17 protein-coding genes are annotated in these 22238 nt (G+C 71.2%); 12 read left to right on the top strand and 5 right to left on the bottom strand.

Annotation, left to right across the window (positions count from 1 at the left end; translation table 11 throughout):
* On the top strand, positions 1-984 hold the full coding sequence (locus ACFY3C_RS17485; protein ID WP_390771335.1) for a Rieske 2Fe-2S domain-containing protein: 984 nt from the start codon (positions 1-3) through the stop codon (positions 982-984).
* Positions 981-1751, top strand: a complete 771-nt coding sequence (locus ACFY3C_RS17480) for an alpha/beta fold hydrolase (RefSeq protein ID WP_390771334.1) — start codon at positions 981-983, stop codon at positions 1749-1751. Before ACFY3C_RS17485 ends, ACFY3C_RS17480 begins: the two co-directional genes overlap by 4 nt.
* Before the next feature lie 65 nt (positions 1752-1816).
* On the opposite strand, the gene ACFY3C_RS17475 is transcribed toward ACFY3C_RS17480, so the two are convergent.
* Together ACFY3C_RS17475 and ACFY3C_RS17470 are read right to left on the bottom strand one after the other, a co-directional pair.
* Complete coding sequence (locus ACFY3C_RS17475; RefSeq protein WP_390771333.1) at positions 1817-3823, bottom strand: carbamoyltransferase C-terminal domain-containing protein; 2007 nt, start codon at positions 3821-3823, stop codon at positions 1817-1819.
* A 243-nt stretch (positions 3824-4066) separates the two neighbouring features.
* Entirely contained in the window at positions 4067-5011 is a 945-nt protein-coding gene (locus ACFY3C_RS17470; protein WP_390771332.1) for a LuxR C-terminal-related transcriptional regulator, read from the bottom strand.
* Between the two features lie 425 nt (positions 5012-5436).
* Here ACFY3C_RS17470 and ACFY3C_RS17465 point away from each other — a divergent pair, with 425 nt between their 5' ends.
* From ACFY3C_RS17465 to ACFY3C_RS17450, 4 genes are read left to right on the top strand one after another with little or no spacing between them, the layout of a single operon-like run.
* A complete protein-coding gene (locus ACFY3C_RS17465) occupies positions 5437-5607 on the top strand; it encodes a hypothetical protein (protein WP_386572915.1) in 171 nt (56 codons plus the stop codon).
* Between the two features lie 51 nt (positions 5608-5658).
* Entirely contained in the window at positions 5659-5925 is a 267-nt protein-coding gene (locus ACFY3C_RS17460; protein ID WP_390771331.1) for a hypothetical protein, read from the top strand.
* Positions 5926-5983: 58 nt separating this feature from the next.
* Positions 5984-6871 (top strand): hypothetical protein, encoded by an 888-nt coding sequence (locus ACFY3C_RS17455; protein WP_390771330.1) that lies wholly within the window; start codon positions 5984-5986, stop codon positions 6869-6871.
* Entirely contained in the window at positions 6805-7530 is a 726-nt protein-coding gene (locus ACFY3C_RS17450) for a VOC family protein (protein ID WP_386572912.1), read from the top strand. The genes ACFY3C_RS17455 and ACFY3C_RS17450 overlap by 67 nt, the downstream gene beginning before the upstream one ends.
* Here the strand turns inward: ACFY3C_RS17450 and ACFY3C_RS17445 are convergent.
* The gene (locus ACFY3C_RS17445; RefSeq protein ID WP_390771329.1) at positions 7517-10051 is read right to left on the bottom strand and encodes an ATP-binding protein; all 2535 of its coding nucleotides are present in this window, start codon (positions 10049-10051) and stop codon (positions 7517-7519) included. The genes ACFY3C_RS17450 and ACFY3C_RS17445 overlap by 14 nt on opposite strands.
* Before the next feature lie 310 nt (positions 10052-10361).
* Here ACFY3C_RS17445 and ACFY3C_RS17440 point away from each other — a divergent pair, with 310 nt between their 5' ends.
* The 6 genes from ACFY3C_RS17440 (at position 10362) to ACFY3C_RS17415 (ending at position 21064) form a co-directional block, all read left to right on the top strand.
* Positions 10362-12638 carry a TOMM precursor leader peptide-binding protein gene (locus tag ACFY3C_RS17440; RefSeq protein ID WP_386572911.1) on the top strand — a complete coding sequence of 759 codons (2277 nt, stop codon included), beginning with the start codon at positions 10362-10364 and terminating at the stop codon, positions 12636-12638.
* Between the two features lie 22 nt (positions 12639-12660).
* Positions 12661-14490: a SagB family peptide dehydrogenase gene (locus ACFY3C_RS17435; RefSeq protein WP_390771328.1), complete on the top strand. Its 1830-nt coding sequence runs from the start codon at positions 12661-12663 to the stop codon at positions 14488-14490.
* Between the two features lie 22 nt (positions 14491-14512).
* A complete protein-coding gene (locus ACFY3C_RS17430; protein WP_386572909.1) occupies positions 14513-15325 on the top strand; it encodes an HlyD family efflux transporter periplasmic adaptor subunit in 813 nt (270 codons plus the stop codon).
* A 12-nt stretch (positions 15326-15337) separates the two neighbouring features.
* Positions 15338-17620, top strand: coding sequence for an NHLP family bacteriocin export ABC transporter peptidase/permease/ATPase subunit (locus ACFY3C_RS17425; protein WP_390771327.1), 2283 nt, complete (start codon positions 15338-15340; stop codon positions 17618-17620).
* Positions 17617-20634 carry an NHLP bacteriocin export ABC transporter permease/ATPase subunit gene (locus ACFY3C_RS17420; protein ID WP_390771326.1) on the top strand — a complete coding sequence of 1006 codons (3018 nt, stop codon included), beginning with the start codon at positions 17617-17619 and terminating at the stop codon, positions 20632-20634. Before ACFY3C_RS17425 ends, ACFY3C_RS17420 begins: the two co-directional genes overlap by 4 nt.
* Positions 20635-20713: 79 nt before the next feature.
* Positions 20714-21064: a YciI family protein gene (locus ACFY3C_RS17415; protein WP_390771325.1), complete on the top strand. Its 351-nt coding sequence runs from the start codon at positions 20714-20716 to the stop codon at positions 21062-21064.
* Positions 21065-21144: 80 nt separating this feature from the next.
* Here the strand turns inward: ACFY3C_RS17415 and ACFY3C_RS17410 are convergent, their stop codons facing one another.
* Both ACFY3C_RS17410 and ACFY3C_RS17405 read right to left on the bottom strand, forming a co-directional pair.
* A complete protein-coding gene (locus ACFY3C_RS17410; protein WP_386572905.1) occupies positions 21145-21540 on the bottom strand; it encodes a hypothetical protein in 396 nt (131 codons plus the stop codon).
* 93 nt (positions 21541-21633) lie between these two features.
* Positions 21634-22146, bottom strand: coding sequence for a hypothetical protein (locus ACFY3C_RS17405; RefSeq protein WP_386572904.1), 513 nt, complete (start codon positions 22144-22146; stop codon positions 21634-21636).
* Positions 22147-22238: the final 92 nt, after the last annotated feature.

The following is a 22238-nucleotide window of genomic DNA, read 5'->3' as shown; positions in this document are numbered from 1 at the left end:
ATGGAATCCACGACTGTGCACAACGGCTGGTATCTGCTGGCCTTCCGATCCGAACTGACCGAGGAGATCACCCCGCTGGCGGTCGGACGCAGCCACCTGATCGCCGTGCGGGAGGGCGACCGGATCCGGGTGTTCGACGCCGCATGCCCGCATCGCGGCGCCCATCTCGGGTACGGCGGCAAGCGCCAGGGTGACTGCGTGGTCTGCCCCTTCCATGGGAAGCGGATCGCCCTCGGGGACGCCGCCAAGCGCTGGTCGGTGGCCGAACACCCGGTGCTCGCCTGGGGCGAGGCGCTCTTCGTCCGGCTCACCGACGACCCGGGCGGCGACCGCGGCTTCGAGCAGGCCGTGAAGGCATGGGAGACCACGTACCCGCTGGTCAAGGCCATCACCCTGCCGGTCGCAGTGGCGTCCGAGTACGTCGTGGAGAACGCCTTCGACCCCGACCACTTCAAGGCCGTCCACGGGGTGCCCGGCACCCGGGGGATGGCGACACGGACGGGCGGCAGCGGGGAACTCGTGATCGAGGGCGAGTTCCTGATGCAGACCTCGCCCTGGCAGGACGCCCGCCGGCTGGAGGAAGTGCGCTGGGAGGCCGTACGCACCGGGACGGTGCGGTGGGACTACAAGCCCCGTTTCCTGGCCCGCGCGTTCAGCCCGTCGGTGGTGGTCACCGAATTCGGGCCGCCGGACGAGGTTCATGTCATCGTCACCGGCTCGGTACCGACGGCCGAGGGTGGTTGCGTCGCGCGGGTCGCGATCGGTGTGCGCAGCGATCAGCGGGCCGCGCTGCCGGCACTGATCGAAGGCAGTGAGAAGGCGCTCGGTGAGGACAAGGTGGTCTGGGAGCATCTGGATCCCCGTGCGCCCGTCGAGTACGACGCGCGCGATGCGCCTGTGCGTGCCTTCCGCGCGTTCTGCGCCGACTTCGGTGACCTGACGGTCGAGGCGGACGAGGCGGACGAGGCGGGGCCGGAACGATGAGCGAGCTGCATCTGCACCGTTCCGGCAGCGGACCGGCCGTGCTCTGGCTGCACGGCTACACCATGGATTCCACCGTGTGGCGACCGCTGTGGGACCGGCTGCCCGGCTGGACCCACATCGGCGTGGACCTGCCCGGCCACGGCGGTTCCGCCCCGATCCCGGCCGGGTTGACGCTCACCGAACTGGCGGAGCGGCTCGCCGAGATCGCCGAGGACACCGGGGCTCGCCGGGTCGTCGCGCTGTCCTTCGGTTCGATGGCCGCGGTACAACTCGCCGTACAGCATCCGCGGCTGGTCGAGCGCCTGGTCGTGGCGGCACCCACCCTGGCCGGTACTCCGAACGATGCGGCGGCGAAGGTGCGTTACCGCCAGCTGACGTTGCTGTACCGGATGACCGGCCCCGGGGAGCAGCTGGCCGACCTGTGGATGCAGTCACCGCCCGACATCTTCAAGGGCACCGAGCGGCATCCGGAGGTACGGGCCGCGCTGCGGGCCGTGGTCGCCCGGCACAGCTGGGCGGAGCTCGGCAACCGCGCGATGGACGGCCTGACCGCCTGCCGTCACACCGAGGACGATCTGCGCGCCATCACCGCGCGCACCCTGGTGATCGTCGGCGACGACGACATGCCCGCCTTCGTCCGCAACGGCGAACTGCTGCAGGCCACGGTCCCGGACTGCCGACTGCTGACCCTGCTCGACTCCGGGCATCTGCCGCTCCTGGAGCGTCCCGGGGCGGTGGCCTCACTGATCGCCTCGCATCTGACCTGAGCGGGCATACGAATGGGGGGCAGGGCATCGCGCCCTGCCCCCCATCGGCCTGTGCGACCGTCGTGTCAGCGGCTCCGCCGCAGCGGGTTGATGACACCGAAGGCGCCGGTCAGCGTCGAGGGGTCGACGAAGGAGCCACCGGGACCGTGGGTGCGCCGGAAGTTCTCGACGAGTCCGGCGAAGGACGGGTCGACCTTGGCACGGTAGGCGGCGAGCATGTTGACCCGCTCCGGAGTCGAGATCTCCTGCTCCGCGCGCAGCTCATGGCTGCGGGACAGGTGGTACATCCCCTCGACCGTGTAGCCGCGGTCCAGCCAGCCCTGCCACAGCGCGTCGCGGTCCGCCTCCTGGCCGGCGAAGTACCCGAGGGCGCGCGGGCGCGGGCCCTCGGGCGCCGGGGCCGCCGGCACGGGGTCCGTGCGCAGCTCCACCCGCCGCCCGCACAGGTACAGCACGCCGATGCCCTTGCGGACGCAGAGGTTGAGCGCCTCCGCCGCCGTGTCCACGATGGCCTCGCCCTTGTCGTTGAGCGAGGTGTTGCACAGGATCGGCACGCCGGTCGCGGCCCGGAAGGCGTCCAGCGCCCTGTGCAGTGCCGGGTTGGTCCGCGCGGTGACGGTCTGATGCCGGGCCGAACCGTCCAGGTGAACGATCGCGGGCACCAGTTCGCGCACGTCGGGCCGCACCTGGACCGCTTCCAGCATGTACGGCGACTCGCGGTCCGAGGCGAACCACTGCGGTGCGTACTCCGCCATCACGACGGGCGCGACCGGCCTCCACCACTGGCGGCGCTTGATGTCGTTCAGCATGTCCTTGACCTTGGCCGACCGCGGGTCGCCGAGCAGGCTGCGGTGGCCCAGCGCGCGCGGCCCCAGCTCCGCCCGGCCGTCGACCCAGGCGATGACGCCGTCGCTGACATCGGCGACGAACCGGTCCGCCGAGAAGTCGGAGACCGAGGCGATCCATGGGGCGAACTCGGCGAGGGCGTCCTCGCTGTCCATGACGTCACGGCCGAAGTAGGCGGAGTCGATGTGGAGATCGGCCGTCTCCAGTGCGCCCGCGCCGTACAGGCCGAGCAGGCCCAGGCCGATGCCCTGGCCGGAGTCGTTGGCACAGGGCGGGGTGATCAGTCCCTTGAAGCCGAATCGGTCCATCAGCAGGGTGTTGGTGGGGCAGTTGAGCGCGTAGCCACCGCTGGTCGACAGATAGGTGTCCTCGGCCCGGATTCCGCCCGTCGTGAGCAGTCGCTCGACATTGCGGACGGCGATCGACTCGCAGCAGCGCTGGACGACCTTCATCACGGCGCTGCGCAGGTTGTCCTCGGGGCTGAGCGCGGGGTCGAGCGTCATTCCCTCCAGCTGACGTTCGGCCTCGGCGACGATGTCGCGCACCAGATCATGTGCCTGCTTCCAAGGCTGCGTCGCCGATCCGCCGAAGAACGTCACATCCTCGATCGCGGCTTCGGTGTCGAATTCGATGCTGGTCGGTGAAGCCGAGGCCAGCGCCATCAGTGAGCCCGGTTCCAGGCCGAAGACGGTCTCGGCCGCCGTGTAGAGAGGTCCGGGTGACTCGACCGGCGCGAACGTGAGCTGCCCGGCCTTGGACACACAGCCCGCGTACCAGTAGCGATTGGGCTGGTTCTCCTGCGCGTAGTCGGGGAGCGCGTCGATGGCCAGACCGATGATCTGTTCCTCGCGGAAGAGCCTGGTGTCGCGCATGACACCGCTGAAAAGGTGGGCCAGGCTGTGGACGGGGAAGTCCTCGGCACCCGCCGGCTTCGGCACGGGCCGGTCGTTCGGCAGACCCGGAGTGCCCCAGCAGGCGCTGATGTCGGCGAGGGTCAGGCCCTCCTCGGCCAGCAGGCCCTCCAGGAACTCGGTGGCGCGCGGCTCGGTGTAGAGGGGCCAGAAGTGGTGCTTCTGCCCGCTGACCCGTTCCAGCTCCCAGACGCGGACCAGGGTCAGTTCCGATCCCGCGCTCCGCCAGAGGGCGACGTTCTGGTCATGACGCACGGAGAACACCGCGCCCGGTCCGGGCGGAGTGAGATAGGCGGACAGGAAATACTCGGTCACGATTCCTCTTTCCTCTCGCTGCCAGGACGAGGTATTTCCGGTCCACCGCGAGGGGAAGTCATCCCCGCCAAAGACCAGCCGCCTTCCCCGGCGTCGGCGACAACGCGGTCATTCAAACACGCCCACCGGAGCCCGTACATACCGAAAAACCGAGGTACGTATGGACCCTATTTCCGGTGTACGTATGCGCAGTAACCGAATTCCGCATTCCGGCTGTTCTCGCGCCGGACGGCCGCCGTGAGGTCAGAGCCAGCCACGGCGACCCGCGTGGAGTCCGGCCTCGAAACGGCTGCGCGCACCGAGCCGTTCCATCAGGTCCGCCATCATCCGGCGGACGGTACGCAACGACAGTCCGAGGCGCTTGCCGGCAGCCTCGTCGGTGTAGCCCTGACCGAGCAGCCGGAGCAACTCCCGCTCCTGGCCGGTCAGTCCCCGCTCATCGGGTTCCTGCGGGGTGCCGAGCGGTGTCGCGTCGGCCCAGACCTGCTCGAAGAGCGAGACCAGGGCGGTGATCACGCCCACCGATGTGATCTGGACCGCTCCCTTGCGGGTGTCGGCCGGATCGATGGGGACCAGGGCGATCTCCCGGTCGAAGATGACCATCCGCAGGGGCAGCGCCGGTACCGTCCGTACCTGGCCGCCCAGTTCGGTCAGCCACTCGGCGTGCTTGGCGGTCGCGCGGTCCTTGCGGACGCTGTCCAGGAAGACCGTGCGCATGCGGACGCCCCGGGTGAGGGCGTCCATGTTGAGCGGACGGCTCGCCTCCAAGGAGGCGGCGGAGCGGGCACCGCCGGGGCTGAACGCGAGGCACTCGGTGGAGATCGACCGGGTCAGCTCCTCCAGCCGCGCCTGCACGGTGGCCATCCCGATCAGCCGCTCGATCCGGTGGTTGTGCTCGCTCGCCGACTCGTCGCGGTACTCGGCCAGCAGCCGGGTGATCGCGGCCTGGCTCTCTTCGAACTCCTCCTCGCGGCGCTGCCGCTGCGACTCGTTGTGCTGCAGCAGGGCCGCCAGCCCGACCCGCGGATCGACGGGCAGCAGTCCGCCGGGGGCTTCGCCGGGCACCTCGTCGGAGGGCCGGAGCAACCGGAGGTCGGCGAGCTGGTCGAGCGCAGCCCGTACCTCGGACTCGTTCATGCCCAGCCGGGAGGAGAGCTCTTCGACCCCCAGCTGATGATCAGTCAACATCAGACGGTAAACCGCCTGCGTCGCACTGTCGATTCCTCGCATGGCCGGCGTATCACCCCCTGCACGCACGCCACTTGTCCCCCGGTCCCCGTCCAGGCGTACCGCCGGCTGATCATCCCACGCCGTCGAGTGGGCCGACAACCGACTGCGGGGTGATCCCGGCCGCAGCCCTCCACCGCCACGGCATTCGCGTGGCACCAAAGTGCCAAAGCGCTTTTCATGCCGCACTGAAAGCCTTCCGATGCGTGGACGGCTCCAGCAGACTCTTCACTGTCGGAAGGCCACGGGGGCCTTGCCGTTCCGAACCGTCCGCCGATGATGATTCGCCGTCACCCGGTGATGGCCGGACATCTGGAATTGACCTGCGACGGTATAGGAGTAAACAATTTCCTGGGGGAATCATGCTTTCTTGTACCAAGCTCTCTGTGCCCGCTCTGCTCGCGCTGTGCGTTTCGCTGGGCGCTCTGGCAGGGTCGGCACACGCGGCGGAGGACGGCACTCTGCCGACGGCCACGACCGCCGCCGTCTCCGCCGCCGTGCAGACCGCCGTCCACGAAGGGCAGCTCGTCGGTGACGACGACATCCACTGGGACTGAGGCCGGGCCCCATCCGCACCGCTGATCCAAAAGGGCTGAACAACCGTGCACATGGCCACCGCGACGCTGGTCGGACCGACCGCCGACCACGTCCTGGACCGGACTTTGCTGGGCTCGCTGTTGTGGGCGGTGGCCGAGAAGGACAGTGGACTGCAGCACGTGACCGTGGCCGCCCGTCCGGGGCGGACCGACGTGGTGCTCTTCTACACCGGCGCCAGCCCCTGCGCGGCGGAAGCGGCCGGCGCGGATCTGTGCCGCCGGGCGCTGTGGGCGGCCACTCAGCTCGACGGCTGGCGCCTGCGTTCGGGCCCGCGCTAGGGCGTGTTCGCCCTGGGGCAAAGCTCAAGGATTGTGCAATGACCCGTCAGGAGATGCTGTGACGGCAATGGATCCGATCGTGCTGAACTTCTTCGGCATCGAAGTCGGTGTCATCGCGGCCGACCGGGACGAGGTGGCGTTCCACTTTGGTCCGCACATGGTGAAGAACTCCGGATGTCCCGATCAACTGCGCGTGGAATTCTCCCGGTCGACCGGTTCCGCTCCGGGCGAGTTCCTGGTGCGGCGCGGTGACGGCACGCCCCTGCTGCGCCGGGCCTTCAGGGGCTGGGGGAACGTGCCTCCGGCCCTGCCGCCCTTCGCCGCGTTGCAGGACCGGTTCTGCCTGGTGCCGGCCGTCGTGCTCGCCAAGGAGAGCGCCACGGTCGCACTGATCGGCGGACCGTACGCGGAGCAGGCGAACATCGGGGCGGCGCTGGCACACCGTTCCTGGGAGTTCGTCTCCGGTCGGCTGCTGGTGCTGGACCGCCGCACCGGCGACGTTCTGCCGTATCTCGTTCCCCTTCAGGTGCGCGGCCGGGCCGCCGCCTGGCTGCGGGGCGCGGGGCTGCCGAACGAGCTGTGCCGCGCGGTCACCTCGCCGGCCGGCGCCGAGGTGCTGCTGGTGCGGCCGGAGTGTCTCGGTCCGGTGGCCCCGGTCCGGGCAAGGCTGGGTCGGCCTACGCTGGTCCAGCTGTGCCGAAGTGCTGACGAACGCGTCCGGTTGACGCCTTGCGAGTACACCGCGCAGGCATGGCCGGACGGTTCTGCAGGGCTGCTCGACGAAGTGCCCGCCTACCGTCTGGAACTGCCCGGCGTCAGCGGGGCGGAGGAGGCGGCCGGGTTGATCGACCAGAAAGTACCTCACGAGGAGAGCGAATCATGCCTTTACGTACCCGATACGCTGCCGGCACACCGTGCTGGGTTGACTGCATCACTCCGGATCTGACCGCGAGCCAGGCGTTCTACGCGGCGCTTCTGGGCTGGGAGTTCACCTCGGAGGCGGCCGGCTACCACCTGGCCACGCTCGGCGGGCGGATCGTCGCCGGCTTCGGTGGCAGCCCGGCCGGACTGCCACCGAACGCCACCTGGAACGTGTATCTGGCCACCAAGGACGCCGACCACACCTGCGGGCAGGTCGGGGTGCTGGGTGGACGGGTGGTGATGGACCCGGTGCCGGCGGGTGACGACGGGCGGCTCTTCCTCGCGGTCGATCCCTCGGGCGTGGTCGTCGGCTTCTGGGAGGGCCACCATGACGAGGGAGTGGTGCTCGCGGACGAGCCCGGCGCGGTGTCCGGGCACGAGCTGCGGGTGCCGGACGCCGTACGGGCCGCCCGCTTCTACGGCGAACTCTTCGGCTACCGGCTCGCATCGCAGGACGAGCGACCGGAGCTGGAACTGAACGGGTCCGCCGAGGCCCGCGTGGTCGAGAGCGACCAGGGCCGACCCCTGTGGCTGCCGTACTTCGGCGCGGCCGACCCGGCGGACGGCGTGCGCCGGGCGCTCGCTCTGGGGGCGACGGTGGTCCGCTCCGGCCCGGGAGAGCCCACCGTGCTGCGTGACCCGTGGGGTGCCGAGTTCGGGCTGACCGCCGTCACAACGCCTTGACGGCCGCGCCGAGTTCGGAACGCCCCTTGATGGCGAGCTTGCGGTAGATCCGGCCCAGGTGGGTGTCGACCGTACGCTTGCTCAGGCAGAGCCGCTCGGCCACCTCCAGATTGCTCAGCCCCTGCAGGACGAGCTCGGTAACCCTGCGCTCGCTCGGGGTGAGCCGGACCGGGCCCGCGTCCCGCGTCCCGATCACCGGGCCGCGATCCGGTGCCGGGCGGGGACGGGTGTCCGCACCGGGCAGCGGGTCGGCGGTGATGGTCCGGGCCGCGGCGAACTCGCCCAGCGTCTGGTACGCCTGGGCGGCATGGGTGCGCCACGGGACGCAGGCGGGGTTGGCGATGCCCCGCACGGCCAGCTGGTGGCCGCACTCCAGGAAGAGCCGGAGCGCTTCCTTGTGGTCGCCGCGCGCCGCCGCGACCAGCCCGCGGGCCTCCAGCACCACCGCCCGGATCAGCGGATGGGTGTCGGCGGGCAGCGCGGCGTGGGTGAGCCGCGACTCGTCCGGGACCTGGCCGCGCCGCAGCAGGACCCGGATCCGCAGCGCGGTCGCCGCCCTGACCAGCTCGTCGGCATGGATCTGTGCGGCCAGATGGGCCGCCCGGTCGGCGTCGGACAGCGCGGTGTCCAGGTGCCCCTGCCGGTAGGCGATGTCGGAGCGGGCCAGCAGCGCCAGCGCCAGCTCGCCCGGGTGGTTCAGGCGCTGGGCGGAGCGGACCACCCGGCCGGCCCAGGCGGCTGCCTCGTCCAGTCGGCCGCTCCAGGCGAAGGCCATCGCCGCGCCGAGCACCCCGATACCCGCCTCGGCGGGTGAAGCACCGCTCACGCACCGGGCCGCCAGCCGGACCGCCCGCCGGGGTGAGCGCCCGCCGGCCGCGGCCATGGCGGCCAGCGCGCCCAGGAAGCCCGAAACGGCCGCCTCGTCCTCGGCCGCACGCAGCGACGCGACCGCGCGCCGGACGGCGGTGCGCTGTCCGGCGAGGACCGCCTGTGCGGCGAGCGGCAGCAGCAGCTCACCCGCCGGGTCCTCGGTGGCGGCCAGTGCGCCCGCCGCCTCGGCGAACGGCACCGCGGCTCCGGCGGCGGTGAGCGCCAGCACCGGATGGGCGAAGGGCACCAGCAGCCCGGCCCGTTCGACCGGGTCGGCGGCCGTCGCGAGACCGGCGGCGTACCGGGCGCAGGCGGCCGGGTCGCGGTGCAGCTCGACGGTGCCGAGCTGCACGGTGAGTGACTGGATCAGCGCGGGGTCCGTCGCCTCGGCGAGCGCGCGCTGCAGGTAGCAGGCCGCGTCGTCCGGGCGGCCGTCGGCGGCCGCTTCCCTGGCGGCCGTCCGCAGCACCGGCAGTGCCCAGTCCAGGCCGGTGGTGCCGGACGACATCAGATGCTCGGCGACCCGGCCCGCGGGTGCGCCGAGCCGGACCAGCAGGGCTGCGGCCCGCTCGTGCAGCGCGACCAGGACGCCCGGATCGGTGCGGGCCAGCACGGCCGTACGGACCAGCTCATGGCGGAAGGTCTCGGGCGGGCCGGGGTCGATCAGGTCGGTGCGCCGCAGCGCCTCGCGGGCCTCGTCGGCCAGCAGGTCTCCCTGGCCGGCCAGCAGCGCCGCGGTGGCCAGATCCGCGCCGGGGCCGAGCACGGCGAGGGACGTGAGCAGCTCCATCGCCCGTGGATGGCTGCGCCGCAGCCAGCTGAGCGTGGTGTCGGCGAGGGTCGCGGCGCCGATCCGCAGCACCGCGTCCAGATCGGGCGCGCCGGGCGACGTACGAGCGGCCAGCAGCCGGTCCGTCAGCTCCTGGAGGACCAGTGGGTTCCCCCGCGAGAGGTCGTGGCAGACGGAGGCCAGGTCGGGGTCGACCGGCGCACCGAACGTCGAACTGACCCGCTCGGTCACGCAGCTGTCGCAGAGCGGCCCCGGGGTGATGGTGCGGGTGTGACCGAGTGCGCCGAGGTCGGCGGTGAGCGGGTCGGCGGCCTCGTCGGCGGTGGTGGCGAGGAGCGCCACCGGAAGGCCGTCGAGCCGGCGGGCGAGGTAGGAGAACCACTGCCGGGACGCGTCGTCCGCCAGGTGCAGATCGTCGATCGCCATCACCACCGGGGTGCTGGTGGTGAGGGAACGGGCGGCGTGGAAGAGGTTGTTCAGCACATGGTGACGGCCGTTTCCGGCCTCCGCGCCGGAGGAGATCGGTTCGACGCCCGGGAGCGCCTGAGCGAGGTAACCACCGGGTGATTCCGTGGGGAATTCCGACTGCTGCGACCGGTCCGACCGGTTCGGCCGACCGGGCCCGTTCATGAAGGGGTCGAAAAGCTGGCGGACGACGCCGTAAGGAAAGTCACGTTCGTTGTCGTGGCACCGTGCCCGCAGCACCACGGCGTTGCCGGGTGTCCGGCCCAACGCGGCGCGCAGCAACGCCGTCTTCCCGATTCCCCGCGGGCCCTGGATCAGAACCACGGCGGGTCGTCCGGCTCCGGCCTCGTCGAGTGCGCGGGCCAACTCATCGAGTTCCCGCTCACGATGCAACAAGCTGCCTGCCGGCAATGCGACCCCCCGTTGGCGCGTCGGCGCGGTCGCGGCCCCGTCCGCGCCTGGGCCGTCAAAGGCCCGCCGGCACACCAGTATCGCGCACACGACCGCACTGTCAACGCGCAACAGGATACGTATTCGCCTACGTATTGACGCCGCCGAATACGTAATGAACGCCGATACGTAGGGATTGCCGCGCGCCGAATTTGCAGTATGTACACAGGTTTTGACACGTGTTCGAATGCACCGAGAGCTTTTCGCCTCTCAAACGGCGGATACAGCAGTACTCGTGAACACAGGGGGATGACGCATGGAACGGCCTCGGCTCAAGGCCCATTTCCTGAGCGAAGTGGTGGACGGAAAGGTCTTCCTGCTCGGCGAGGGTCAGGACTATCTGGTCCCGGGAGCCGCCGCCGTGCGCCTCCTGCCGTATCTGGACGGCCGGCGCACCGTCGCCGAGATCCTGCAGGAGCTCGGCGGCAGTGTGCCGCTCGGCCAGGTGCTGACCGCGCTGCGGCGATACGAGGCCGCCGGGCACCTCGCCGAAGGCCGCCCCGACCTGCCCGAGGAAGTGCTGGCCTTCTGGGACGCCCAGGGCGTCGACCCGGCCGCCGTACAGACCGCCATGGACCGCACCGAGCTGCTGGTCCTGGCCCTCGGGGAAACCTCGGCCACGCCGGTGGTCGAGGCGCTGCACTCGACCGGTCTGCGGGCCCGCGCGGTGGACGAGCCCGGGGCACTGGCCGCCGGTGCGGACACCCTGGTCATCGCGCTGGCCGACGACTACCTCGACCCGGCGCTGGAACGGCTCAACACCGCCCGGCTGGCCGATGACCGCCCCTGGCTGCTCGCCAAGCCGACCGGTACCAGCGTCTGGCTCGGCCCGCTGCTGCGCCCGGGCGTCACCGGCTGCTGGACGTGCATCGCGCAGCGGATCAGCGGCAACCGGCAGGTCGAGCGCTACCTGGCCGGCAAGCGCGGCGAGGCCGTCCCGGCCCACCCGACGCGCGCGGCCATCCCGGCCGGTCCGGCCATGCTCGGGCAGCTGCTGGCCGCGGAGACGGCGAAGTTCCTGGCGAGCGGCTCCTCCGCCGCGCTGGAAGGGCAGATGGTCACCTGGGACCTGGCCACCCTGCAGACCACCGAGCACACCCTGGTCCGCCAGCCGCAGTGCCCGAGCTGCGGCGATCCCGGCCTGATCGCCGAGCGCAGTCCCAAGGTGGTGCTGTCGGCGAGCCCGGCCGGGCACACGACCGACGGCGGATACCGCGTACAGGCACCCCAGTTCACCTACGACCGGCTGAAGCACCACATCAGCCCGCACCTGGGTGCCATCACCCGCCTCGGCGCGCATGACGACACCGGCAACGGCATCACCTACAGCTTCACGGCCGGTCACAACTTCGCGATGGTCAACGACAACATGGACCTGCTGCGCCGCAACATGCGCGGTCAGAGCGGGGGCAAGGGCCGTTCGGAGATCCAGGCCAAGGTCAGCGCCGTCTGCGAGGCGATCGAGCGCTACTCGGCGGTCTGGCGCGGCGAGGAGCCCGTGGTGCGCGCCGCCTACCGGGATCTCGACCCGGACACCGCCGTCCACATGGACCGCCTGCTGCTGTTCTCCCAGGCCCAGTTCGACGGCCGCGCCGAATGGAACGCGCAGCCGACCCACCGGCTGCACCTGGTGCCCGACCCCTTCCCGACCGAGGCCGAACTCGACTGGTCGCGCGCCTGGTCGCTCACCCACGACGCCGAGCGGCTGATCCCCTCCGGCTACGCCTGGTACGGCCACCCCGACCTGGCACGGCACTTCTACTGCGTCGGCGACTCCAACGGCTGCGCCAGCGGCAACACCTTGGAGGAGGCGATCCTGCAGGGGTTCTGCGAGGTCGTCGAGCGGGACGCGGTGGCGCTGTGGTGGTACAACCGGCTGCCGCGGCCCGAGTTCGACCTGGATTCGCTGAACGACCCCTACGTGCGGACCATGCGCGACTTCTACGCCTCGGTCGACCGCGAGCTGTGGGTCCTGGACATCACCTCCGACCTGGGCGTGCCCACCTTCGCGGCCATCTCCCGGCGCAGGCACGAGGTCGAGGACATCATGGTCGGTTTCGGAGCGCACCCGGACCCGAGGATCGCCGCGATCCGCGCGCTCACCGAGGTCAACCAGTTCCTTCCGTTCGTGGACCGCCGCGACGAGAACGGCGCCACCCTGTACCGGACGGACGACCTGGAGACCCTGGAATGGTGCCGGACGGCCACCGTCGCCCAGGAGCCCTGGCTGCTCCCGGCCCGGGACCTGGCGCCCACCGTCGTCACCGACTTCGTTCCGCCCGCCGGCGACGACCTGGCCGACCATGTGCGGGACTGCGTGGAGCGGGCGCGGGCGCGCGGCATCGAGATCATCGTGCTCGACCAGAGCCGGCCCGACCTCGACCTCAGCGTGGTCAAGGTGATCGCCCCCGGCATGCGGCACTTCTGGCGCCGACTGGCTCCCGGGCGGCTCTACGACGTGCCGGTCGACCAGGGCTGGCTGCCCACGGCGCACGCCGAGGAGCAGCTCAACCCGAAGAACGTCTTCTTCTAGAACGGGCCGGGAAACCCCAGAGATGACCGCAGAGATGACAGCAGAGACGACACCCGCGCGAACTGCGGCACAGACGGCTGCTGCCGGATCGGGTGGGCAGACGGCTGCCGCCGGGACCGGCGCGCAAACGGCCACCAACCGGACCGCCGCGCCCACGGCTGCTGCCGGGACCGACGCGCCGACGGCCGCCGCGCAGACCTCGGCACAGACGATCGCCGCTCAGACCGACGCACAGACGGCTGCTGCCGGATCGGGTGGGCAGACGGCTGCCGCCGGGACCGGCGCGCAGACGGCCGTTGTCCGGTCCGGCGCGCAGACGACCGCCGCATCGATGACCGCCGGTCTCGCCGCCCCCGCGGCGACCGGGACCGGCACCGCCCGGGTGGTCCGCCGTGTCCGGCTGCGCCGCGACGCCGTCTGCGAGCCGGCGCCGGCCGCCGGCCGCACGGTCCGGCTCACCGCCCCCGTCGGCTCGTTGAACCTGCCGGACCTGTCCGCAGGAGCCCGCGAGGCGGTGGCCGCGCTGGCCTTCGGAGAACACACCGAGGAGGACCTCGGCGCCCTGGTGGCCGCCCGGGACGGCGAGACCGGACTGCTGCGCTGGCAGCTGACCCTCCGCCGGCTCGGCATGGCCGGAATGCTGGAGAGTTCCGTCCATGCGGTGGCGGGGGCCGCCGACGAGCCACTGGCCCGGCTGCGTCCGATCGGCCGGGGCGCCGCCCTGCCGGGCCCCGTCCCCGACCCCACCCGTCAGGTGAAGCTCTCCCGCTTCGCCACCGCCGGGGCCGAGGACGGCGCGCTGGTGGTCCGCGCGCCGGGCAGTGCGCTGGCCGTGGAGCTCGGCACCAGGGCTGCGGGGCTGCTTCCCGCGCTCGCCGGATGGACCAGCCCCGCCGCGCTCGCGCAGCTGCCGAGCGGGCTCACCCTCGACGCCGTCCGCCAGATCCTCCGGCTGTTCGACGTGGCCGGGCTGCTGGCGTACGGCTCGGCCGGGCAGGAACCGGAGGCGACCGAGCGGCGGTTCGCCCAGTGGTCGGCCCTCGACCTGATGTTCCACTCCCGCACCAGACGGCCTTCGACGGTGGCCGGGTACGGCGGCACGTACCGGTTCGGCGACCGTTTCGCGCCCGAGCCCGCCTCTCCCCCGCCCTTTCCCGGTGAGAAGGTCGCGCTGGCCGTTCCGGATCTCGCCGCGCTCGCCCGTACGGACAAGCCGCTCACCGAGGTGCTGGAACAGCGCCGTTCGGTCCGTGACCACGACGAGCAGTCGCCGCTGACCGTGGACCGGCTCGGTGAGCTGCTCTACCGCACCATGCGCCGTCGGCAGACCTTCACCGGCGGCGACCGCCAGGAGCATGCCGACCGTCCGTATCCGAGCGGCGGCGCGGTGCACGAGCTGGAGGTCTATCCGCTGGTGACGCAGTGCGCGGGCCTGAAGCCGGGGCTGTGGCACTACGCGACCGACCGGCATGAACTGGAGTTGGTCGCCGAGCCGGGTCCGGCCACCGCGGCGCTGGTCTCCGGTGCCCGCGAGTCCGCCCTGATGACGACCGATCCCCAGGTGGTGCTGCTGGTCACCGCCCGTTTCGGCCGGGTGATGTGGAAGTACGAGACGGTCGCCTATCCGCTGATCCTCAAGCACGTCGGCGTGCTCTACCAGACCTTCTATCTGGTCGGCACCGCGATGGACCTCGCGGTCTGCGGCCTCGGCGGAGGCGATGCGGCCGACTTCGCCGCGGCCAGCGGTCTGGACTTCTTCACCGAGGGCACGGTCGGGGAACTGGTCGTCGGGAGCAGGCCCATGACGCTCCGTCAGGACGTCGGCGTGCCACGAAGAGAGCCCAAGAGATGACATTCCGAGGAGGCGTCCGGCGATGAAGTTCCGTTTCAAGGCTCTGCAGCGGATGCGGGAGCCGGACGAGCTCGACTCGCCGACCCTGCTGGCCGCACCACGCGGCTGGATCGCGCTGTTCGTCGTTCTGATCACCATGAGCGCGGCACTGCTGTGGACCTTCGCCGGCCGGATCCCGATCACCGTGGACGCGCCCGGCCTGCTCACCCGTCCCAGCGGCACCGCGCTGATCCAGAGCCCGTACGGCGGGATGGTGCGCAGCGTTCTGACCCGGCCTGCCGACAGTGTCCGGCCGGGACAGACGGTGATCAAGGTGGAGGACGCCCGGGGCCGTCTGCAGGCGATCACGAGCCCCTTCGGCGGGCGGGTGGTCGGGCTGTCCGTCACCGACGGGCAGGTCGTCGCACCGGGTTCGCCCGTCGTCTCCGTCGAGCGCACCGACCACGCGCGGGACCGGATGGTCGCGATGGTCTTCGTCCCCGCCACCCGCGCGGCCGGACTCAGCCGGGGCGATTCCGTGGACCTCTCGGTGTCCACCGCGCCGGCCGGCGCCTTCGGCCTGCTGCGCGGAAGGGTCAGCTCTGTCAGCCCGTACGGGCTCACCAAGGAGGCCGTGTCCGGCCTGGTCGGCGGGGACCTGGCGGCCCGGCCCTATCTGAACGGGACACCGCCGCGGCTGGTGGTGGTGGATCTGATTCCCGACGCGTCGACCCGGACCGGCTTCGCCTGGACGTCACAGAGCGGTCCGCCGATGCCGCTGAACACCCAGGTCTCGGTCACAGCGACGATCAACGTGGGCCGGCAGACGCCGTTCGATCTGATTCTCGGCCGCTGAGGGGGCGCTGCGATGACATCCACGATGCCTGAGACCCGGCGGGACGCGCCGGGTACGGGCCCCTCGGACACCCGCGGGCGCGGCGGGCGCCGGTCCAAGAACCGCTGGGCACGGCGGCCCCGTCGCTGGCGGCACGCCGTTCCCACCGTCCTGCAGATGGAATCGGTGGAGTGCGGCGCGGCCAGCCTCGCCATGATCCTCGCCTACCACGGCCGCCATGTTCCGCTGGAGGATCTGCGCGGCGTCTGCGGGGTGTCCCGGGACGGCGCCCGCGCCTCCACGCTGCTCTCCGCCGCCCGCACCTTCGGCCTGACAGCCCGCGGCTACCAGACGGAGGCCGACCAGCTGCGGGACCTGACCGGCCCGGTGATCATCTTCTGGGCCTTCCAGCACTTCATGGTGGTCGAGGGGATCCGAACCCGGTACGGCCGGACCGTCGTCGCGGTCAACGATCCGGCGAGCGGGCCGCGGCTGATGGAGTGGGACGAGTTCGACTCCGGCTTCACCGGGATCGTGCTGTCCTTCGAGAAGGGCCCGGACTTCAGGCCCGGAGGCAGCAAGGGCGGAGTCGGGCGCGCCCTGCTGGAGCGGCGGCTGCCGACCGGCCGGGCGATGCCGCTGGTGCTGATGGCCAGTCTGCTGCTGGTCGTCCCGGGCATCGCGATCCCCGCGTACACCCGGGTCTTCATCGACCGGGTACTGGCCGGCAGCGGGGGCGGCTATCTCTTCCCGCTGCTGGCCGCCATGACCCTGACCTCGGTAGCGGTCTTCATCCTCACCTCCGTGCAGCGGCACTACCTGCTGCGGCTGGAGATCCGGATGGGACTGGTGAGTTCGGCCCGGTTCTTCCGCCATCTGCTGCGGCTGCCCGTGGACTTCTTCCTGCAACGGCGCCCCGCCGAGGTGGCCAAGCGGGTGGCCGGCAACGACACGGTCGCCGAGATCCTCTCCCGGGACCTCGTGCTGACCGTGATCAACCTGGCTCTGGTGCTCTTCTACGCGGCGATCCTGATCCAATACGACGTCCTGCTCGGCGTGATCGGGGTGGGCATGGCGCTGCTCAACGTCGTCGTGCTGCACGCCGTGTCACGCGCCCGGACGGACGCGGTGGCCGCCCTGCGCACGGACCGCGGCAATCTGACGGCGACCAGCTTCACCACCCTGTCGCTGATCGAGACGGTCAAGGCGACCGGCGCCGAGCCGGAGGCCTTCAGCCGCTGGGCCGGGTTCCTGGCCAAGGTGGTCTCCGCCAAGCAGAAGCTCGGCATCCCCAGCGCGGTGCTCACCGTGGTGCCCCCGATGCTGGCCGCCCTCAACAGCGGTCTCATCCTGCTGGTGGGCGGGCAGCGGGTGGTGGACGGAGCGATGAGCGTGGGCCTGCTGGTCTCGTTCCAGACACTGCTGTCCGCGCTCAGCCGTCCGGTCACCCAACTGACCAATCTGGGAGCCCGGTTGCAGGACGTCACGGCCGACATCAAGCGGCTCTACGACGTCGAGCGCTACCCGGTGGCCGCCTGCTTCGCCACCGCGGACCCCCCGGCCACCGCCAAGCTCGACGGCACGCTGGAATTCGAGAACGTCAGTTTCAGCTACAGCCCGCTGTCGGAACCGGTGATCAAGGACCTGAGCCTGACGGTGGTGCCGGGCCGCCGGGTCGCCGTGGTCGGCGGCTCGGGCAGCGGAAAGTCCACCCTGGGCCGGTTGCTGACCGGGCTCTACACTCCCGGCGAGGGACGGATCCTGTTGGACGGCAGACCCCGCGAGGAGATCTCGCGCACCGTGCTGGCCGCCTCGCTCGCCTATGTCGACCAGGACATCTCCCTCTTCGAGGGCACCGTCCGCGACAACCTGACGCTGTGGAACGACGACGTGTCCGACGAGGCGGTCACCGCCGCGCTGCGCGACGCGGCCGTCTTCGACACCGTGATGACCCGGCCCGGCGGAGTCCACAGCCCGGTCCTGGAGAGCGGCCGCAACTTCAGCGGCGGGCAGCGCCAGCGCCTGGAGCTGGCCAGGGCACTCGCCGCGGAGCCCACCTTGCTGGTGCTGGACGAGGCGACCAGCGCGCTCGACCCGGAGACCGAGCGCACCATCATGGACAACCTGCGCCGACGAGGCTGCGCCTGCCTGATCATCGCCCATCGGCTCTCCACGGTCCGCGACGCCGACGAGATCGTCGTACTGCAGCAGGGCCGGATCGTCGAACGAGGCACCCACGAAGAGCTGCTGGCGCTGGGCGGCCACTACACCGCCCTCATCGAGTCCTCGCGGCGCGAGGAGGAGGACGAGCTGTGAGTACCGCCGTCACGGACAAGGCCCAGGTCACCGGCAAGGCCTCGGTCACCGGCACAGCCCCCGCCACCGGCAGCGCCTTCGCCGCGTTCTTCACCGAGGCGGCCGACCCGGTGGACCAGCAGACGGACCGCTACCTGGTCCTGGACGACCCGAGCCGGATGCTGCTCGTGCTGACCGGAGCCGTCGATCTGTTCGCGGTCCGGCTCTGCGACCGGGAACCCGGTGGCCGTTGGCATTTCCTGTGCCGGGTCGAGGCCGGCACCCTGCTGCCCGGCGCACCCGCCGGCCCGCTGCACGGCATCGTGGCCCGCCCGGTGCTCGGCGCCGAGGTCTCTTTCCTGGCCACCGCCTGGACCGAGGGACTCGCGGCACTGGGACGCGCATGCGACACGGAGGCCGGGGCCGCCGTCCGGGCCCTGCCCGCAGCCGAACAGCAGCAGGCCGTGGACCAGTTCGTGGGCGGACTCGCCCAGGGCATCACGGCGCTCGCCGGTGCCCTGCGCGACACCCTGCCGCCGCGCGATTTCACTCCGCTGTCCACCACCGAGCCCACCGCACTCAAGAAGGGACAGGCGCTCCGCTCCGTGGACGGGGTGCAGTGGGTGCGGATCGAGGACGGGACCGTCGAGCTGCCCGAGGGGGCGGACGGCGAGCTGACCGCGGGAGCGGACGTGTGCCTCACCGAGCGGGACTGGCTCGTCGCGAGCAGCGCCGCCACCGTCCGCGCCCGTTCGCTTCCCGAACTGCTCGACGGGGGCGAGCTGTTCAAGCGGCTGGAGACGCACTGCGGTCGGCTGCTCTACACCGTGGACCGACGGGTCGAGACCCGGCGCGCGGCCGAGACCGACCTGCTCGCCGCCCGGCGGGAGCGCGACGGCGGCACCCTGGCGCACTCCGCACGCGGCTTCGAGTCCATCCTGCACGACACGTCTTCACGGGTCCGGATCGGCGACGCCGCCGGCGACCCGCCGACCCTCGCGGCGGCCCGGCTGGTCGCCGGTCACCAGGGCTTCACGGTCAAGGCGCCGGTGGCGGGCAACGGCCACGACCGGAATCTGGACCGGCTGCAGTCCATCGCCCTCGCCTCGGGCGTACGCACCCGTACCGTCCGGCTGGACGGCCGCTGGTGGCGGGGGGACCTCGGCCCCATGGTCGGCTACCGCAAGGTCGGCGGCGACGCGGTCGCGCTGCTCCCGGTGAGCGGCCGCTATGTCCTGGCCGAGAACGGCACGGTCACCCCGCTCACCCCCGAACTCGCCGGCGAGCTGCAGAACAAGGCGACGGTGCTCTACCGGCCGCTGCCGCTCACCGTCCGCACGGTCGGCGGGCTGCTGCGTTTCGGGATGCGCAACAACCGGCGCGATCTGTGGATGTTCGCGGGGATGGCCACGATGGTCGCGGTGATCGGGCTGCTGGTCCCGGTGATGACGGGTGCGGTGCTCGGCACCTTCGTGGCACACGCCCAGCGCAGCCTGATCACCGAGGGAGCGGTGGTGGTGATCGGTTCCGCGATGGCCGTCGCCGCACTCTCGGTGGTGCAGAACATCGCCGTGCTGCGCATCGAGAGCCGCTCGACCGCCGCCATGCAGGTGGGAGTCTGGACCCGGCTGCTCTCGCTGCCCGCGTCGTTCTTCTCCGGCTACTCCACCGGGGAGCTGGGGACGACCGTGCTGGGTGTCAGCGCGGCGCAGGAGACGCTGTCGGGGATGATGACCACGGCGACCCTCGGGTTGCTCACCGGCCTGGCCAACCTGGTGCTCGTCTACTTCTACGATCTGCGGCTGGCGGGCCTGGCGACCGCGCTGGTGCTGTTCGGCATCGGCTTCGGGCTGCTCGCCGGACGGCTGGAGGTCCGCTGGCAGCGGCGGCTCTACACGCACGAGCAGGCGATGTCCGCGCGCGTCTTCCAACTGCTCACCGCCGTACCGAAGTTGCGGGTGGCCGCCGCCGAGGACCGGGTGTTCGGGGTGTGGGCGGCGGAGTTCGGCAAGGGGCGCGGTCTGGCCGCCTCCGCACGCCGGATCCAGAATGCCGTCACCACCTTCAACGCCGGCTTCCCCCTGGTGTGTTCGGTGGTCGTCTTCGGCGTGATCGCCGGCCCGCTGCACGGCGATGTCCCGATCCCGGTCTTCCTCTCCTTCTTCACCGCGTTCAATCTGCTGATCGCGTCGAGCCTGCAGTTCACCTCGGCGGCGGTCACCGCCCTGGGCGTGGTGCCGATGCTGGAGCGGTTGCGGCCGATCCTGGAAGGCAAGCCGGAGGTGGACGACACCAAGGCGGACCCGGGCGACCTGTCCGGCCGGCTGGGCCTGAGCCATGTCACCTTCCGCTACGGCCAGGACGGCCCGGCCGCCCTGCAGGACGTCACGCTGGCCATCGAGCCCGGGGAGTTCGTGGCGATCGTCGGACCGTCCGGCAGCGGCAAGTCGACGGTGCTGCGGCTGCTGCTCGGCTTCGAGCGGCCGGAGAGCGGGACGGTGCTCTACGACGGACAGGACCTGGGCGAGCTGGAGGTCTCGGCGGTACGCCGGCAGTGCGGCGTGGTGCTGCAGCACGGAGCGCTGCTGGCCGGGGACATCAAGGCCAACATCGTCGGCAGCACCAACCACACCCTGGACGACGCCTGGGCGGCGGCCGAGATGGCCGGAATCGACAAGGACATCGCGGCCCTGCCGATGGGCATGAACACCGTGCTCTCGGAGGGCACCAGCACGCTCAGCGGCGGCCAGCGCCAGCGCCTCATGATCGCCCGCGCGCTGGTCTCCCGGCCCCGCATCGTCTTCTTCGACGAGGCCACCAGCGCACTGGACAACCCGACACAGCGCCTGGTCACCGAGAGCACCCGGCGCCTGAACGCCACCCGGGTGGTGATCGCGCACCGGCTCTCCACGGTCGCCGAAGCCGACCGGATCATCGTCATGGACCAGGGCCGGGTCGTCCAGCAGGGCCGATACGAGGAACTGCTCGCCGACCGCGACGGGCTCTTCGCCCGCCTGGCGAGCCGTCAGATGTAGCCGTCGGATGTAGCCGACGAGACGGCGCCGACCGAAAAGCCGCCGGAAAACCGGTGAACCGCCGGGAGAGGGGACGACCATGGAATTCGCGCTGCTGGTCTTCGGGCAGGAGACGGACTGGGACCGGATGACCCCGCAGGAGCGCGAGGAGCGCTTCACCGCCAATCGCGCGTACGGCCGCGCGATGACCGAGGCCGGCGTCCGGATCGTCTACGGAGCACGGCTCGCCCGCCCGGTCGCCGCCGAACAGGAGGAGCGCGCCGGCGAAGGGGTCCTGGAGGTCGGCGGGCTCTGGATCATCGACGTCCCCTCCGAGGAGGAGGCACTGAGCTGGGCGGACCGGATGCCGCTCAGCGATTCGGGGCAGGTGCAGGTCCGCCGCTGCGACGGCCCACCGCGAAACCGCGAACCGGCCCGGCCCCCCTCCTGACCGGCCCGGAACGGACCGGACCGGCCAAGGGGGTGCCTGGTTTCGGGCACCCCCTCGTCGCGTCCTCATGGGGCGAACGGCTAGGAACGGTCGCCGCCTCCGGAAGAGCGGTGAGGACGCCCGGCCCCGCCGACGGTTTCGTGGGTGCCGCCTCTTTGCGCGTCCGCGTGGTGGGTCAGCACCTTCATGATCTCCGAGGCCAGCACATCCGCCAGAGCGGGCGCGAGGGAATCTGCCAGTGCGGTCGCGAGGGTCTGCGCGAACAGCACCCTTTCCAGTTCCGAGGTGCGGGAGGGCGGCCGGGAAAGGGACGCCACGGCTGCTTCCATCAGGGGGCCGGCCAGCGGGTCCTTTCCGTGCCTGACACCGGTGCCGGTATGCAGGAATCCGGAATCGCGCACCATTTCCTCGAAGATCTCGTCGATGAAGGCCTCGAAGGGATCCCGTTCCGATTGTCCGCCGGACTCAGCTGCCATGGTGGTTCCTCAAGTCTTCGATTGCCGTACGGGACCTGCCCCCCGATGCCGACGACTGCGGAAATCGGGGGGCAGGGGTGTCGCCATTTCCCATCAGCGGCGCGCGAGCGCGGCCAGGAGAAGCGGGTGCTCGATCAGAGACCCGCCGCGCTCCTCACGGCGACCGCGCATGAGGGCGGCCAGGAGCAGCGGGTGCTCGATGATCGACTCCTCGCCACTCTCCTTACGGCGGTTCATGAGCGCGGCCAGGAGAAGCGGGTGCTCGATCAGAGACCCGCCGCGCTCCTCACGGCGACGGCGCATGAGCGCAGCCAGGAGAAGCGGATGCTCGATGATCGACTCCTCACCGCGCTCCTCGCGGCGACCGCGCATGAGCGCAGCCAGGAGAAGCGGATGCTCGATGATCGACTCCTCACCGCCCTCCTCACGGCGTCGCGCGAGCGCTGCGAGAAGAAGCGGGTGCTCGATGATCGACTCCTCGCCGCGCTCCTCACGGCGGGCCAGCATCGCTGCCAGCAGGAGCGGACCGAAGGCGGATTCCTCGCCGAACTCTTCCTGGCCTACGCCGGCCTTTTCTCGAGTGGGAGTCTCCGTCGCTGCCGTCATGGTTCCCTCTTTCTTTGACGCATGACTCGGCGGAGTGCTCGGCTGTCGCCTGCTTGGCACTCCGCCCTTCAGTGCCATCGTCGAGGCGTGCG

The sequence above is a fragment of the Streptomyces sp. NPDC001410 genome (assembly GCF_042895235.1).
In the GTDB taxonomy this organism is placed as follows: Bacteria; Actinomycetota; Actinomycetes; order Streptomycetales; family Streptomycetaceae; genus Streptomyces.
Note: the sequence above shows the minus strand (reverse complement) of the source record. Positions and strands in the feature narration are given on the sequence as shown.